The sequence below is a fragment of the Sodalis sp. RH22 genome (genome assembly GCF_047324165.1).
Lineage (GTDB): Bacteria > Pseudomonadota > Gammaproteobacteria > Enterobacterales > Enterobacteriaceae > Acerihabitans.
Window position 1 is genome coordinate 423,313 of the sequence record NZ_CP178731.1, and the last position, 14,763, is coordinate 438,075.

Here is a 14,763-nt window from a genome sequence, read left to right on the forward strand (position 1 = left end):
CGGGCGCCGGGACCATTATTCCCCCGCACCCGCGGCGATAGCCAGTGCGCGATCGATATCCCGCGTCAAATCCTGCGGGTTTTCCAACCCGATATGCAGGCGTATCAGCGCCGTGTTGCCTTGCCAACTGCTATGCTTGCGCAGCGCCGACGAGTCGGCGATGGTCGCCAGGCTTTCGTAGCCGCCCCAGGAGGCGCCGATGGCAAACAGCGTCAGCGCGTCCACGAACGCCGCGGCAAAGTCCGGCGCCGTTTGGCGCACGGCCAATGAAACCAGCCCGCTGGCACCGGTAAAATCGCGTCGCCATAACGCATGGCCCGGATCCGACGGCAGGGCGGGATAAAAAACCCGCGCCACCCCGGGATGAAGTTCCAAATGCTGCGCCACCTCGGTGGCATTGATCTGGTGGCGCGGCATGCGTACCGCCAAGGTACGGATACCGCGCAGCGTGAGATACGCATCGTCCGCGCCCACCGTCAATCACAGCGCGTCGTAGGCGGCGCCTATTCGCGCCGCCAGTTCGGGACTGTCGACCACCACGACGCCCTGCATCACGTCCGAATGTCCCGCCAGATACTTGGTGGCCGCCTGTAGCGAAATATTGGCGCCCAGCGCCAGGGGTTTAAAAAAATAGCCTCCGCTCCAGGTATTATCCGTCGCCATCAGAATCCCGCGCCGGCGGGCCAGCGCGACAATTGCTGGTAAATCCAGCACTTCATATAATAGCGACCCGGGGGATTCCAGGTAAACCAGCCGGGTATTCGGCCGGATTAATGCCGCGAGATCGTCCCCGGACGGTGAAAAATATTGCAATTTAATACCATACCGCGACAGCAGCGCCCGGTTGATACGATGTACCGGCGAATAGACGCCGTCCGCCACCAGGATATGGTCGCCCGGTGACGCCAGCGCGATAAAGAGCAGGGATATCGCCGACAGGCCGGAAGGCGTCAGGAACGCGCGATAGCCGCCCTCAAGCGCGGTGACCGCTTCCTCCAGCGTCTGGTGGGTGTCCAGTCCGTGACGGCCATAGCTGGCGACGCGTTCCCCCGCCTCGCGCCGGCGATGATAGTCGGCCATGGTGGCGACCGATCCGAAACGCACCGTACTGGCGCGCACCACCGGAACATTGACCGGCCCGGCGCCGGCGGGATCCGGCACGGGCGCGCCGCTATGGATCAATAACGTTTCCGCCCGCAGGGGCGGCTGTGGCTGCAGCGGTTTTCCGGTCATGCCTTGCCCCCGTCGGGCGCCATCTGGGTAGCGTTATAATTGGCGATCGCGCCGGTGGCCGGATCGAACGCCACCCGTCGCACCAGCGTTTCCAGCGGGCGTCCGTACAAATGCAAATGCCGAGTCGTATGATTACCGGTGACATGAATGCTATGGATATCGTCCGGCAGGAAGGCGATGGGCGTACCCGGCTCGACCACTATTTCGCGCAGCAAGTGCAGCTCGGCGCGGTCCGGCCGGCTACGATCATCCCGGCGTTCGTAGATACGGTTCAGTTCCTGTCCTTCGACGGCGGCGATGGCGGCCCAGGTGGTATGGTTATGCGGCACCGAGTTTTTATCCGGCAATAGCACGTTCAAGTAGAGCGCGATGTCGTTGTCCCCGTCATCCGCGTTGAGACGGTAGCGCGCGGAGGATTCGCCCCCGGCCGCCGGCGCGGGAAAATCGCGCGCGCTGAACAGGCCTTCATTTTGTGCCAGTCGTTCCAGGCGCCGGGTCACGTATTCCAGCAGCGATCGGGATAACGCCTGCCCGCCGAGAATGCCGCGGATGTCCCGCAATGTTTCATTTACCGCTTCCTGGCGGCGCGAGCCCGATATGTCCAGCGTAGTCATGGTTCTACCCCCGTGAGTGAGTGAAAGGTTTGGCGCTTGAAAGCGGGAAAACCGCGTTTATTCCCGAAACGCCTCCCGCCGGGTGCGGCGTATGGCCGGCAGCGCGACCAGCAGGATCAGCCCGGCGGCGGCAGCCAGCAGGGACGCCGACAGCGGGCGGGTGACAAATGTGCTCAAATCGCCATGGGACAATAGCAGGGCGCGCCTGAAATACTCTTCCAGCAGCGGACCCAGGACGAATCCCATCAACAGCGGAGCGGGTTCACAGTCCAGTTTTAACAATACGTATCCCAGCAGGCCGAAACCGACCGCCTGCAGTACGTCAAACACCGCGTTTTGCACCGAATACACGCCGATACAGCAAAACACCAGGATCGCCGGGTAGAGGTAGCGGTAGGGGATACGCAGCAGGCTGGCCCAAAGGCCTACCAGCGGCAGGTTCAGGATCACCAGCATTAGGTTGCCGATCCACATCGAGGCCAGCAGCCCCCAGAATAACGCGGGATTATTGGTCATCACCTGAGGCCCCGGCTGGATATCATGGATCATCATCGCGCCCACCATCAGCGCCATCACGGCGTTGGAGGGAATACCCAGCGTCAGCAGGGGGATAAACGAGGTTTGCGCCGCCGCGTTATTGGCGGCTTCCGGTCCCGCTACGCCCTCGATGGCGCCATGGCCGAATTCGGCGCTGTATTTACTGATTTTTTTCTCCAACGCATAAGCCGAGAAGGATGCCAGCGTCGCGCCGCCGCCGGGTAATAATCCCAGTATCGAGCCGAGCAGCGTGCCGCGATAAATAGCCGGTCGCATACGTTTAAAATCGGTTTTATCCGGCCATAGAGTGGAAATTTTGCTGACGTTGACCGCTTTGCCGTCGTTATCCTCCAGATTGCGGATGATTTCCGCAAAACCGAAGATGCCCATCGCCAGCGCGACAAAACTCAGCCCGTCGGATAGTTCCGGAATATCCAGGGTAAAGCGTTGGGCGCCGGAATTGATATCGGTGCCCACCAATCCCAGCAGCAGCCCCAGGACAATCATGGCCAGCGCTTTCAGCAGCGAGCCGGACGACAGCACCACCGCGCCGATAAGTCCGAGAAACATCAGCGAGAAGTACTCGGCCGGGCCGAAGCGAAAAGCGACTTCCGTCAAGGGTATGGCAAAGGCCGCCAGCACCAGCGTGGCGACGCTGCCAGCAAAGAACGACCCGATGGCCGAGGTGGCCAGCGCTACGCCGGCCCGGCCTTGCCGCGCCATTTGATGGCCGTCGATGGTGGTGACCACCGAGGCGGATTCGCCGGGAATATTCAGCAGGATGGCGGTGGTGGATCCGCCGTATTGCGCGCCATAATAAATGCCGGCCAGCATAATCAACGCGGCTTCCGGCGGCAGGGCATAGGTGGCGGGCAGCAGCATGGCGATAGCCGCCACTGGCCCCAGTCCGGGCAGCACGCCGATCAGGGTGCCGAGCGTACAGCCGACAAAGCAATAGAGCAGGTTTTCCCAAGACAACGCGGTACTGAAACCCAGCATCAGATGCGCTAATAACGCCATAACCAAACCCTAGTGGGTAATAAACGCAGGCCAGACCGGGATTAATTGGTCCAGTCCCCAGATAAACAGCGCCACATTCAACGTCACCAGTACGGCCGCATTGGCTAGCGTGCCGCTAAGGGTGAACTGGTTGCTGGCTTTACTGGCAATCATCACCAGCAGCGATAGCGAAATCACCAGCCCTGCAGGTTCAAGCAACAGCGCGAACACCGTGGTCCCGCCCAATATCCAGGCCAATTTTCCTGCCCGCCACGACGGCGCGGCGGACGCGCGATCGCGGCGGGGCGACGACCATGACAATGATGAAAAAATCGCCAGCAGACCGAATGCCGCCAATAAGATGCCCAGGCGGAGCGGGAAAAACCCCGCGCCCATCCGGGAAGCGGCGCCAATCGGGTATTGCGCCGCCAGCGCGCTAAAACCGCCGCCGACCGCGAAAAAAAAACAGCCGGACCAGAAATTCTGCTGATGGCGTATGGCCGGTACGCCGCCACGGCGCGCCGCGGCGCTGGTCTGAGAAGAGATACTCACATCCTGCCACCTTAAGTCTTATATTCGTGGAATCGCGATCATTGAATACTGATGCCCGCGTCGCGGACGATTTTGCCATAACGCGTCGCATCGCCAGACAGCGTTTCGGCCAGCTCTTGCGGCGTACTGGCCTTCACGCCGTAACCCAGGTTTTCCAATTCCTGCTTAACCCCGGGAGAACGCAGCACCTCGGCGAAATCGTGGTTCAACCGATCGATAATCGCGGTGGGCGTGCCGGCCGGCGCCAGATAACCCTGCCAGCTTTCGACGCTAAAACCCGGCTGGCCTGATTCGGCCATGGTCGGCACCTCGGGCAACGCCGGCGACCGGTACGCCGTGGTCACCGCGAGCGCTTTTAACCGTCCGCTTTTAACATATTCGGTCACCGCAGCCAGGGTAATCAGCGTGGCGTTGGTATGGCCGGCGATAACATCCACCGCCGCCGGTCCGCCGCCGGGATAAGGAATATAGGTCACCTTGCCGCCGGTCCGCTGATTGAGCATTTCATGGGCGATTTGAGCAATGCCGCCGTTGGTGGGCAGCCCAAGGCTGATGGTGCCGGGTTTGTCCCGGGTAACGGCAACATATTGCGCAAACGTATCGATGCCGAGATCGGGATTAACCACCAGGATTTGTGGATTGACCACGGCTTTGATCACCGGCGCAAAGGCGGTGGCGGAATCGTAGGGTAATTTTTTGAATAATAGCGCGTTCAGCGTTAATGCTTCGCCGGTTTGCAGCAGGGTATAGCCGTCGGCGGGCGCCTTTGCCACCTTGGCGCTGCCGATAGTGCCGCTGGCGCCGGTGACGTTTTCCACAATAACCGACTGGCCCCATTTCTCACTGAGTTTTTCCGCCAGCACGCGCGTGAGTTTATCGGCGCTGCCGCCAGCCGCCACCGGTACAATGATTTTGACCGGTTTCTGGGGAAATGTGGCGCTCTCGTCGGCGTTGGCCACCCCCAGCGTCGAGATAAGCAGGCCCATAACCAGGGTTTTGTATGGTATCATGGAGCGTTTCTCCGGTAATAAAAGGATACATAAAGTTATCTTACCGGCGAGGCGGGCGTTAATTAACTGATTAAACTGGCTATGGTTAGCAACTATTAGCCTAAATCAGCGGCATTTCAATCCGCTGAAATCTATTTTCCTTCATTCTGGCATATGTGGATTTGTCCCTCGTCACTTCTGATTGCCCTGCCTGAAGCCACGCTGTCTAGCAGCATCGGAAAACAAAACATTACTAATCTGACGATGGCTTAACCAGTGGGAGCAGGTCAAAACTAGGTACCGATAATTGTCCAATTTCACTGTGTTGTTTTTTCGAAACGTTTAGGGCAAAATTTTTGAGCGAATCGAGGAACTAAACATGAACCTGTCGCCTTAATGGAAGGGCCAATTAAAATCAAAGTCTATGAATGGTGATAAAACAGGTAATAACCTAAGCACCTTAGTCAATGAAAGCATCCATACATTGACAGGACATTCATGCTGAACATGAATAGATATGCGCATCGCCTGTTCTATTCCGGTCTTTTGACTTGGTTGTTTATGGCCAAGCTTGGCGTAAGTGTAAGGGCGGCGAAGCTTCGATGAAAATCCGTTTATTTACTGAGGAGGTGCGTAACTTATGTCATATGATCAAGAAACAAAAAAAGATGAAAAACCTTCTATTCCACGTTTTGGTGTCATTGAAAAGGCTTGGGAATGGCAATGGGCGTTGAAATTTTCTTGTGTCGTGCTGTTTGTTGACATCGCCTTACTCTTGCGTGAACACCATGGTTTATTATTTTGGACAGATGAGTCCTTGAATCTGTGGCGGGATTTTGGATTTCGTGTCGCAGCCGCGATGTCATTTTGCTTGCTGGCATCTATTGGCTTTCCCACTATATTTGCTGTGTTCCAAGGGATCGCCTGGAAGTTGATTTCCTCATTTCCCAAGACTTTCGGCTACGAGTTTCGCGAACCTTTCTATGGAGAGGTACCAGCAGAACGCGTCAGAAAACTCGCCTTACGTCAGCACGATGAGTTTCTCATGCGTCGTTACGAGGAACATCAGAGAAATCGGCAGCAGGTGAACGAAGAACGACGAACAATTGGCGGATTGGTTGCGTCAGTGATGTTTCTGTCCATAGTTGATTTTTATCTGTCTTCCCCCAATGGGCAAGGGGTTTCTTTAATGTGGGAACTCCTATCGTTCACAGGTATATGGGGAAAAAGCTTGTCAATGATCGCATTAATATGCGCATTTTGTGTGGTGTGTTTAGCTTGGTTTTCCCAACCAATCTCGGACTATATTTATTATCCGCCGCTTTATGATGAGTTGCACAAGGATGACCCCATTCATTACGGCAGGGATTAATCAAACTATTAATCAGAATGGATGTCTACAGAAACCCAAAAGGTCCTGGTTGCAGCCAATAATGGCAAAGATTTAATAGTGGTCATACTTTTTTGTCTGAACTAACTAGAAGGATGAAATGCCAATATTGCCAGAAAAAGACACTCAAGCGACTGTTTATCGGGAAGAATGCAACAACTCTCCTCGAATGGTGGCTAACGTCTATTTTCTTAATACCTGAGGCACCGCTTTTATTGATGATATTTTACCGCCTCGCGTGTGCCAAATGACCCTGGCACTACGAGGCAGGGAGTGATACTTGTGAGTTTGATGCCAACGTACTACTGCTGAACGGCCGGAGCTTTCTCTGGCTTTTTTGATTAGCACTGTGAAATGAAAGTTAAAAGTCAGCCTGTTGTTCATTATCGTAAAAGATCGCTCGCTTATCCATGTTTCCGCTATGTCTGAATTGGCAAATTTTTCTAGAAGAAATCGGCAGTTTTGCATTGTCTTGCTTTGAAACGGCGCCAGGATAATCTGAGATTATGACATGCAACGGTAAAGAAATACTCATGTTAAAATAACATTAATTTCACCGAAGAATGGGGATAAGATAATCACATCGCACAATGCTTTCCGGAAATGCCTTTACCTGTTGGCCTAGAGAGAAACGCTCAATGTCCTGTCCTTGGCGGCGGGTTAATCCCAATAGCGGCACGGCGGTATCGTAGATCAGGATAATAAAATCCTGAAATCCTTCAATGGCCCCTTCATAGGTAAACTGCGCATAATCTCCACCTTCTATCATCACCGGTCCAGCCATCGGCATACATGTTATATACTCTTTTGCTGGTACGGCTGTGGTGTAATGCAACGTGATATCCTGTTCTATATCATTGGCCGCTCCCGCCACTAAGCGATGCAATCCATAGAGGAATGGTGGCACAGTATTGACTTTGTCCAGGAACTGCTGCCAGAAATACAAACGCAGGTCAGAATGCAGAAAGCGACTGAGGTGTTCAAGTGATGTGTGATAAATCTGGGGCGCCCCCATCAATGACATATCTGGGAGCTTGATAAAATCCGGTTGTGGCCATGTGGCCGCCTCCATGCGAATGGGGGGACAAAGGCCTTTTGACGGCCAATCGGCGGACTGACGATAAACGGCCGGCGTGATCCCGAATTGTTTTTTGAACGCACGGGTAAATGTTTGCTGGGAATCAAAATGGTATTGTAAAGCAATATCTAAAATGGAACGACTGCTAACACGTAGCGCCACGGCTGATCGGGATAACCGGCGCGCCCGGATATAGGCGCCCAGCGTTTGGCCAGTCACATAACGAAACATGCGCTGCAGGTGCCATTTTGAATAACCCGATTTTGCTGCGACATTGTCGAGCTTAAGCGGCAGGTCAAGGTGGTTATCTAGCCAGTACAGCAGACTGTAGATGGTATCGGCTTCAGCCATGGCTTTTCCCTTGTGGTACAGCATGGGTGTCTGGTTACGCTAGGTTATCCATGATAAATCGCACAGAATAGTGGGCGACATGATGGGTATTATTCACGTCTTCCTGCGCAGAGAGTGTTTCTTTTTTACGCATCAGTTCCATGACTGACAAACCGATAATTAGGGCAATTTCTTCTTGCAGCAATTGATTTGAAATGTTTTCCGCTGGCATGGGCATATACGACCTTTTCATAAAAAATACCGAAAGTTGACGGGCAGGTGTGGTATGGATCGCTTGCCCGATCTCGTAAAATTCTCCGGAATGACTGGGTTCCGAGGGTAGTTTTTTTAAAATTCAAAAGGCTATAGATTAACGGGCCAAGATCTCACCTTTTCGTTAATGGATGCTTACAGACAGATATATTGCACTAATCCTTAAAAAACGATATCGTTTTTTAAATAAATAAAAACGGAATCGTTTCTTAATGTCAAGCACCGGATTAGCCAAAATACCTGGGGGCCAAGTCAAAGCCAAACTTGGACGCCCTCAGGTTTGTACTGCTGAGGAACGTTGTAGACGTATTCTGGCGGCGGCTGAACGAATTTTCATGACTGAGGGTTATGGTGCCGCCACGATGGAGGGGATATCCCGCGCTGCCGGTATGTCGAAACGGACGGTTTATGGGTTCTTCCCCGATAAGGAACATATGCTGGTGGCGCTATTCAGCGATACAATAGCCTTCCCCCTTAACCACGATAAAATGTGCGAGGCGGCAGCCTGTCCCAGGGAGGCGTTTCGAACCGATTTGTTGGCGATGATGCAGTACATATTGCTGCCAAGACAAATTCTTCTGGCACGCTTGTTGATTTCAGAAGCCGGGCGGTCGCCGAGTCTGGCCGAAGATTTTCATGAGCGAATTATGCGAACAAGCCAAGCTTATTTAGCCACAGGACTGGTTCGCTTGAAGGCATCTGAACCTGGATTGATAATCGGCGACCCTGAATATTTGTCCATGACAATTTTCAGTGCTGCAATGGGAGATCTGCATTTCCGTGCCTTATTAGGTAAAACAGTGGTAGTAAGCAACGAACTGCTCTTAGACCGGATTAACTCTGCTTTGCGTCTTATACTGCCTGGGTTGAATGACAATGATGTCCACAGCGTCAATGACAGGGCAAGGCACACTGATTGAAAGTGTCTCTGCTATGTATCGTCGAGTTACCATTACACTGCCGTTAACGTAACCTGATGACAAATTGAGCAATGCCATTACCAGAACTCTCGTTATCATAAATATCAGTAATAAAAGATACCATCACATCGCCGCCGTCAATAGCATATATTTTTGTAAATACTCGTATATATCTTCTTGATGATAAAGCGCTTTTTTGCCGTCGTTACGTGAACGAGGGATAGTACTCCATACCTCTGATTGCGCGTACGTTGCCTACCGTGACCGTTTTTGGTGCAGGGCGCTGGCACACAACATACCGTCAATCCGAAACGGTTGGGAATTTGAAACAAATCCGGGTCTGCTAAGATGTCGCGTACACTTCTGAGTCGGACTCGATAAGATTGCATACCTACGGCAGTCTCATTATTTGCCGGCTTATATCGCCTTGATCAGCATCGGCAAAATTCTTGTAGTCAGAACTTTTTAACTTACTGAAGCAATATACTTACAGGTTAGAGGGTGTGGAGGGTGTGGCCGAAGTGACACGGGCAAGGGCAGAAGTATGGCGTGGAATGGAAGGTAAAATGGGCGAAATTGAAGGAAAAGATTTGCAGCCACAGGGGTCGCAGGGGCAAACGATAAAACGCAGGGATAAAAAAATTTATGGTAAGCAATAAAAGAGGAGGCCGGCACAACTGCCGGTCTCAAAGGGCGAACATAGGAAAAATGCCCGCATAACGGAAGGGGTGGTATCGCACTACAACTAAAACATCACCATTCAAACTTTTCGAAGTGCGTCCATACTGCTGGATGTAACGCAGGCTTTAGCCTTGAGAGGGACAAAACCGTGAGAGCGGTCTGTCTAGTCTTTTAGCCCCGAGCTGTCTGGAGGTGTAGTTCACAACAACTTGCATAAAATTTATACAACGATTTTGGCATCGATGCAAGTGCTGGTAAAGATCAGATAATAGTCAAACGCACAGCGCACGTTTCGCCTGGTTTTTCTCATGACATCTGGATTTTCATGGGAAAAACAGGGCATCAAAACCTATAATATATCCGTTTTAATATGAAGAAATTGATTCGTCAATTGATTGTTATGGTTATTTTTCTTTCGTCAGGTAGCGCGTGTGAATTTCTTTTGCCACGAATCGACTATTTATTATTGCCGGAATCCGCATAATCAGCCAACGTCATTAGCGGATTCAATGATGTTTTTCATTAAAGGCTTTACGGTTTTCATATGTTAATAATGCCAGGCAGCGTTGGCGCAGCGCCATAAAAACGAGATACGTCATGCTGTCGAACGCGTGGGGGCGGGGGCAGGTTGACCGACAGCTCTTCAAGGATGGTGCCGGGGGACGCGCTCATTACGGTAATCCGATTGCCGAAAAAAAATCGCTTCGTAGATATCGTGGGTGACGAACGGCACGGTGGCCTGTACTCTCCTGACATATATTCAGCAGATTTCCTGCATCAGGACTCTCGTTTGTGCATCCAGGGCACCAAAAGGTTCATCCATATTCATCCCAACAAGGCGGCGGGATAGCTGTGGGCGAATTTGGACAACCCGATCCTGGCGAGAAATTTGTCCTCGACGGCCAGCTGATTAATACCCACGTATGATTTTATCCCAGTCCGCTCAGGTCCAGGGCATTCGCTGCGGGCTGCCAGGTATTGCCATAATCCTCTCCCAGGGTCATCTCGATGCTTGGCGTCTGTGATGCCAGCGCATCATAAACCGTCCGATAATTGCGGGCGGCTATTTCCTCAATGGTGCTCACCTTGACTGGGGAGGAGCCTTCGGTCTGAGCTCGGGGAATGTCTATGGTGTTAACGCACTACCAGTACGGAGGTTTTAGCGTGACGGACTATAGCGGCGGCGTTAGATCCCAGCAAATAAGTTGACATACTGGGGCGCCGGGATCCGATAATAATGAGCTCAGCATTAATTTCATCAGCCTCTTTTAATATTTCATCATAAATAGCGCCTTGGCGTACGTTAGATGTGAGCCTGTCCGCGGGCAGAGTCAATGATTTCGCATAGATATCCAACTGCTGTTTAATATCTTCCGTCACTGTATCCTCGTACTGCAGTGTCAATGCACTGAAGTGGCTTAAAAAGTAGTCCGGCATCGTGGATATCACATACAGAAGACGCAGACTGGCCTGCGATTTTTCCATCAGGTAGGCCGCCTCTTTTAACGCGTTCACTGTTAGCTCATGTTCACTGATATCAACAGGTAATAAAATTGACTGATACATTATGTTCTCCTGATATGAATAAATGAAGAAGTTATCACTTTACTCCCTTCGGATAAAAAATTGCAAAGACGGACTCCTGATGCAGCAGTGAGCTTCATGTTAAACGGAGCTTCAATACAATGGAGTTGCCCCTGCCAAAACACCATGACTTAGCTTAATAGTCGATCAGCATCGACAGATAGTGCTTCAGTGACCGTGATCATTCGAATCCATCAATTAATTCGAATAATTACTTTATGTCCATAATTAATTTTAACGCTGCGTAAGGTGTATAGATATATCTCCTATATTTGCATCAACTTATTGAGCTCAATTTTTACTCCACTTCATCGCTCATCATTTGCGATCCAGTTGGCGAAACATCTCGAACAAAGCTGCGCTTCGGTGGGCACGAATTCTCAAGTTTCAAATGCACTTGACAAGCCTCGGCGCCTGAATCTGAGCGGCTACCCGGTGATGCTGACGCACCTGCAATGCTGCTGCTGCGTCTGGACGCTGCCCGAAACCTATGCCGACTTGGGTGAGAATAACCAAATGCTGTTGGCACCGTCGCTCGACGACAAGGCGTGAGCAACGGAAACGAGCCGGCTTTCGCGCGGAATACGCGGCGGACAGCCCGAATTTTTAGGTTTAAAGCACGAGAAATTATCTTGCGGTGGTGATATTGCCGTTATCGATATTGCCCGATTTCAGCTTTATAGTGTTCACTATAACCCTCCTGATCCCAGATTTTAATAGCATATTTCTTCCACTCCTGCGCCAGTTCATCCAGTTCATGACTAAATTTGAAATAGCTGTCGCTACCCTCATGCTGTGGTTTGGCTCCGTGCTTCAGAATGTGTTCCCGGAATTTTCCCGGGTTATCAATAATTGGGCACGGCTGCATCAGGTTGGTGTTAAACGGGATTTGCTGCTTGAACCCTTCGAAGAACGGCGAATGCAGCACGTCTATCACACTCTTCTCCCGAATATTATCCACTGCGTACTGCTGGAACACGCAGGGTTCGACGCCACCTTTGGCGTTGATATGCAAATAATTGGCGCCGCCCGACATACAGCCATTCACCAGGAAACCGTGGTTCCAGAAGTCGGCAATGAAAGCGAACTGACCGGACAGTCGCAGCTGTTCAATCTTATGGAATCGCTCGTAACGCTGCTGCGGTGTCGGCACCAGATCGAAGGTGGCGTCGCGTCCGATGGGCATATACTGGAATACCCACACGTATTCCACACCCAGTTCGCTGATGAAGCGCCAGTAGTCGTCATTCATCAGTTGATCGTGGTTTTTACGCGTAGCCATTATAGAAGCGCCGCACATCAGACCCTCGTCATGCAGACGATGGTAGGATTCGACGATTTTTTTGAACACCCCCTCGCCGCGCCGCCAGTCGGTCATCTCCTCCCAGCCTTCAATGGAAATAGTGGTTGCGACGTTGCCTAGTTTGGCCAGTTTTTTGACCCGCGACTCCGTCAACAGCGTGCCATTGGTGTACACCATGAAATAGCAGTCGTTGAATTTTTCAAAGATCCGCATGATAGAGGGATAAACGAAGGGTTCCCCGCCGGTGAGGGTAAAGAAGCGGACCCCCAAATCATAGAATTGTTGAAGAATATCTATCATTTCGCTTTCTTCGAAATGATAGCGGTCACCGTACAGGGCGGAGTAGCAGCCCTTACAGCGCAGATTGCAGGCATAGGTAGGAGAAATCAACACTAAAAATGGGATGTGTGTGGAATAGTGCTTTCCTTGTTGGTCGCGAATGTTCGCGCCGTAGAGCATATGGTTGAACAACAGGTTTTTGATTAACTTAGCGCGGGCATGTTTGTTCAATCCTCGTAGCGCCCTGATCCAACTGCTTAGCATCGGATCCCGATCATGACAAAGTTTGGCGAGGGCCAGTAAATCGTCTTTATTGGAGCCGGCAAATTTGGCGCCGACGGAGAAAATTCTTTCAAAGCTATTTTCATCAACCTTATTAATCAAGGTTGAGACAACCGGTGACATGGATGTGATGATGAAATTATTCATCTTATCGCCTAACCTTTCCATATATTTACTCACCCCTCAAATAAAATAATGACACATGCAATTGATAAACACATCGATTGCATATAAATGACGCTTCATAGAGAGATTGATATTCACCTAATAAAGACAATAAGCGTCTCAATCTCTCGTGGAAATAAAATCTATTAAGGTTGTTAATAAGGCGTTATCTCTTTGTGGTATAACGGAGTATCATTAATCTTTTCCCCATTCAAGTATCCTTGTTATGATTAAAAAGAATGTTCATCTATCGATGGAAATTGAGAACTCTTTATGATCAGGCAAACCGAATAGCCCTGTGTTATTATCAAAGAATGATTCATGTCGAATAACGGTCATACTATGTTGCAGATTTCTCGAACCCCACTTCACGAAGATGCGACAAATCAACTTGTTGCGGTGCCTGAACGTTTGTCGCTGCCGCGCCCGGTCTATTTTCGAACCTGTCTGTTGCAAAAAGGGACGTTCATCCGTCAGCATCAGCACCCGTTCATCGAATTCCTGTATTCGCGCGAAGGTGGTATGCGGGTGGAAATTGAAAGCAAGACGCTGATTGTGCCGGTGTTCTATGGCGTGTGGATCCCGGAAAACATGCCGCATCGGCTGCTGACCACCGGCGATGTCCAGCTGGAAAGCTTGTATATCAAGCCCGATTTCGTGGCGGTCAACCACAACAATTGCCGGGTGGTGGTAATCAGCGATTTCATTCGCGAATTCATTCACCATGCCACGGAAAGCGTGCCGGAACAGTATGACAGCGAAGGGCACGACGGCATGCTGGTTAAAGTTTTGATCGCACAGTTGCAAAAGCTGCCGGATGCCGGTTTCTCGCTGTCGTGGCCGTCGTCTCCCACGCTGATGAGAGTGTGCCGGGAGATCCAGTCGACACCGGACGCCGCGCACGGCATTATTCAATGGGCCGCCAAAACCGGCATGTCTGTGCGGACTTTTTCGCGCCGTTTCAAAAAAGAGACCGGCGTAACTTTCGGCGAATGGAAAAAACACATGCGTCTGCTGGAATCCGTCGTCATGCTGAAGAATAACCGCAGCGTAACCCAGGTCGCACTCGACCTGGGGTATTCCAGCACAGCTGCTTTTACATTCGCCTTTGGGCAAATGTTCGGCGTATCGCCGACCCACTATTGAACGTCGTGCGCCGGTCGTCATGAGCGGCGCTGCTTTTTGCGGCATTCGTCGACAAACGAACGGGATCGACCAGTCAGCGAACGCACCTGCACCGGGGTATATCCCTTGGCGAACAGCTCGAAGATACGCAAGCGGTCCCGCTCCAGCCGGGATTTTTTTTCCTCGATTTCTTCATGTTTTTTCCTGGCAGCGGCTTTCTGCATTTGGGCATCCCCAGCTTGCATTTCCGCTATCTGCCGCCAGGCGAGATCGCGCCGCGCTGCGCTGGCGTTCGGATGGGCGGCAATATCGCACCGTAATTGCATGGCCCGTCGGTGAAAACCGGCGCGGGTTAGCGCTTGCGCCTGTTCGATTCCTGTAATTAATGTGCAAAACATCGTCGAATTCTCATCAATTAACCCACTGGTA

The 14,763-nt window shown here is 51.5% G+C and carries 15 protein-coding genes and 1 pseudogene; 5 read left to right on the forward strand and 11 right to left on the reverse strand.

Annotation, left to right across the window (positions count from 1 at the left end; genetic code table 11):
- Positions 1-15 precede the first annotated feature (15 nt).
- From metC to ACL2XN_RS01905, 5 genes and pseudogenes are all read right to left on the reverse strand, one after another.
- Positions 16-1,233: pseudogene (gene metC / locus ACL2XN_RS01885) on the reverse strand (cystathionine beta-lyase).
- The gene (locus tag ACL2XN_RS01890; protein ID WP_413729999.1) at positions 1,230-1,847 is read right to left on the reverse strand and encodes a cysteine dioxygenase; all 618 of its coding nucleotides are present in this window, start codon (positions 1,845-1,847) and stop codon (positions 1,230-1,232) included. Before ACL2XN_RS01890 ends, metC begins: the two are co-directional and overlap by 4 nt.
- Before the next feature lie 57 nt (positions 1,848-1,904).
- The gene (locus ACL2XN_RS01895) at positions 1,905-3,404 is read right to left on the reverse strand and encodes a tripartite tricarboxylate transporter permease (RefSeq protein WP_413730000.1); all 1,500 of its coding nucleotides are present in this window, start codon (positions 3,402-3,404) and stop codon (positions 1,905-1,907) included.
- A 9-nt stretch (positions 3,405-3,413) separates the two neighbouring features.
- Positions 3,414-3,935 carry a tripartite tricarboxylate transporter TctB family protein gene (locus ACL2XN_RS01900; RefSeq protein WP_413730001.1) on the reverse strand — a complete coding sequence of 174 codons (522 nt, stop codon included), beginning with the start codon at positions 3,933-3,935 and terminating at the stop codon, positions 3,414-3,416.
- Positions 3,936-3,973: 38 nt separating this feature from the next.
- Positions 3,974-4,945, reverse strand: coding sequence for a tripartite tricarboxylate transporter substrate binding protein (locus ACL2XN_RS01905; RefSeq protein ID WP_413730002.1), 972 nt, complete (start codon positions 4,943-4,945; stop codon positions 3,974-3,976).
- A 619-nt stretch (positions 4,946-5,564) separates the two neighbouring features.
- Here ACL2XN_RS01905 and ACL2XN_RS01910 point away from each other — a divergent pair.
- Entirely contained in the window at positions 5,565-6,296 is a 732-nt protein-coding gene (locus tag ACL2XN_RS01910) for a hypothetical protein (RefSeq protein WP_413730003.1), read from the forward strand.
- Positions 6,297-6,867: 571 nt separating this feature from the next.
- On the opposite strand, the gene robA is transcribed toward ACL2XN_RS01910, so the two are convergent.
- Positions 6,868-7,743 (reverse strand): MDR efflux pump AcrAB transcriptional activator RobA, encoded by an 876-nt coding sequence (gene robA, locus ACL2XN_RS01915; protein WP_413730004.1) that lies wholly within the window; start codon positions 7,741-7,743, stop codon positions 6,868-6,870.
- Between the two features lie 34 nt (positions 7,744-7,777).
- A complete protein-coding gene (locus ACL2XN_RS01920) occupies positions 7,778-7,954 on the reverse strand; it encodes a hypothetical protein (RefSeq protein WP_413730005.1) in 177 nt (58 codons plus the stop codon).
- 253 nt (positions 7,955-8,207) lie between these two features.
- Here ACL2XN_RS01920 and ACL2XN_RS01925 point away from each other — a divergent pair, with 253 nt between their 5' ends.
- The gene (locus ACL2XN_RS01925) at positions 8,208-8,915 is read left to right on the forward strand and encodes a TetR/AcrR family transcriptional regulator (RefSeq protein ID WP_413730006.1); all 708 of its coding nucleotides are present in this window, start codon (positions 8,208-8,210) and stop codon (positions 8,913-8,915) included.
- 512 nt (positions 8,916-9,427) lie between these two features.
- Entirely contained in the window at positions 9,428-9,574 is a 147-nt protein-coding gene (locus tag ACL2XN_RS01930) for a hypothetical protein (protein WP_413730008.1), read from the forward strand.
- Positions 9,575-10,525: 951 nt separating this feature from the next.
- Here the strand turns inward: ACL2XN_RS01930 and ACL2XN_RS01935 are convergent.
- Complete coding sequence (locus ACL2XN_RS01935) at positions 10,526-10,681, reverse strand: hypothetical protein (protein WP_413730009.1); 156 nt, start codon at positions 10,679-10,681, stop codon at positions 10,526-10,528.
- Between the two features lie 49 nt (positions 10,682-10,730).
- Positions 10,731-11,162 carry a universal stress protein gene (locus ACL2XN_RS01940; RefSeq protein WP_413730010.1) on the reverse strand — a complete coding sequence of 144 codons (432 nt, stop codon included), beginning with the start codon at positions 11,160-11,162 and terminating at the stop codon, positions 10,731-10,733.
- Between the two features lie 351 nt (positions 11,163-11,513).
- Here ACL2XN_RS01940 and ACL2XN_RS01945 point away from each other — a divergent pair, with 351 nt between their 5' ends.
- Positions 11,514-11,732: a hypothetical protein gene (locus ACL2XN_RS01945; RefSeq protein ID WP_413730011.1), complete on the forward strand. Its 219-nt coding sequence runs from the start codon at positions 11,514-11,516 to the stop codon at positions 11,730-11,732.
- 100 nt (positions 11,733-11,832) lie between these two features.
- On the opposite strand, the gene ACL2XN_RS01950 is transcribed toward ACL2XN_RS01945, so the two are convergent.
- A complete protein-coding gene (locus ACL2XN_RS01950; RefSeq protein WP_413730012.1) occupies positions 11,833-13,191 on the reverse strand; it encodes a radical SAM protein in 1,359 nt (452 codons plus the stop codon).
- A gap of 339 nt (positions 13,192-13,530) precedes the next feature.
- Between ACL2XN_RS01950 and ACL2XN_RS01955 the strand changes: the two genes are divergently transcribed.
- Positions 13,531-14,355 (forward strand): helix-turn-helix domain-containing protein, encoded by an 825-nt coding sequence (locus ACL2XN_RS01955; protein ID WP_413730014.1) that lies wholly within the window; start codon positions 13,531-13,533, stop codon positions 14,353-14,355.
- A gap of 17 nt (positions 14,356-14,372) precedes the next feature.
- Here the strand turns inward: ACL2XN_RS01955 and ACL2XN_RS01960 are convergent, their stop codons facing one another.
- Positions 14,373-14,732 (reverse strand): hypothetical protein, encoded by a 360-nt coding sequence (locus tag ACL2XN_RS01960; RefSeq protein ID WP_413730015.1) that lies wholly within the window; start codon positions 14,730-14,732, stop codon positions 14,373-14,375.
- Positions 14,733-14,763: the final 31 nt, after the last annotated feature.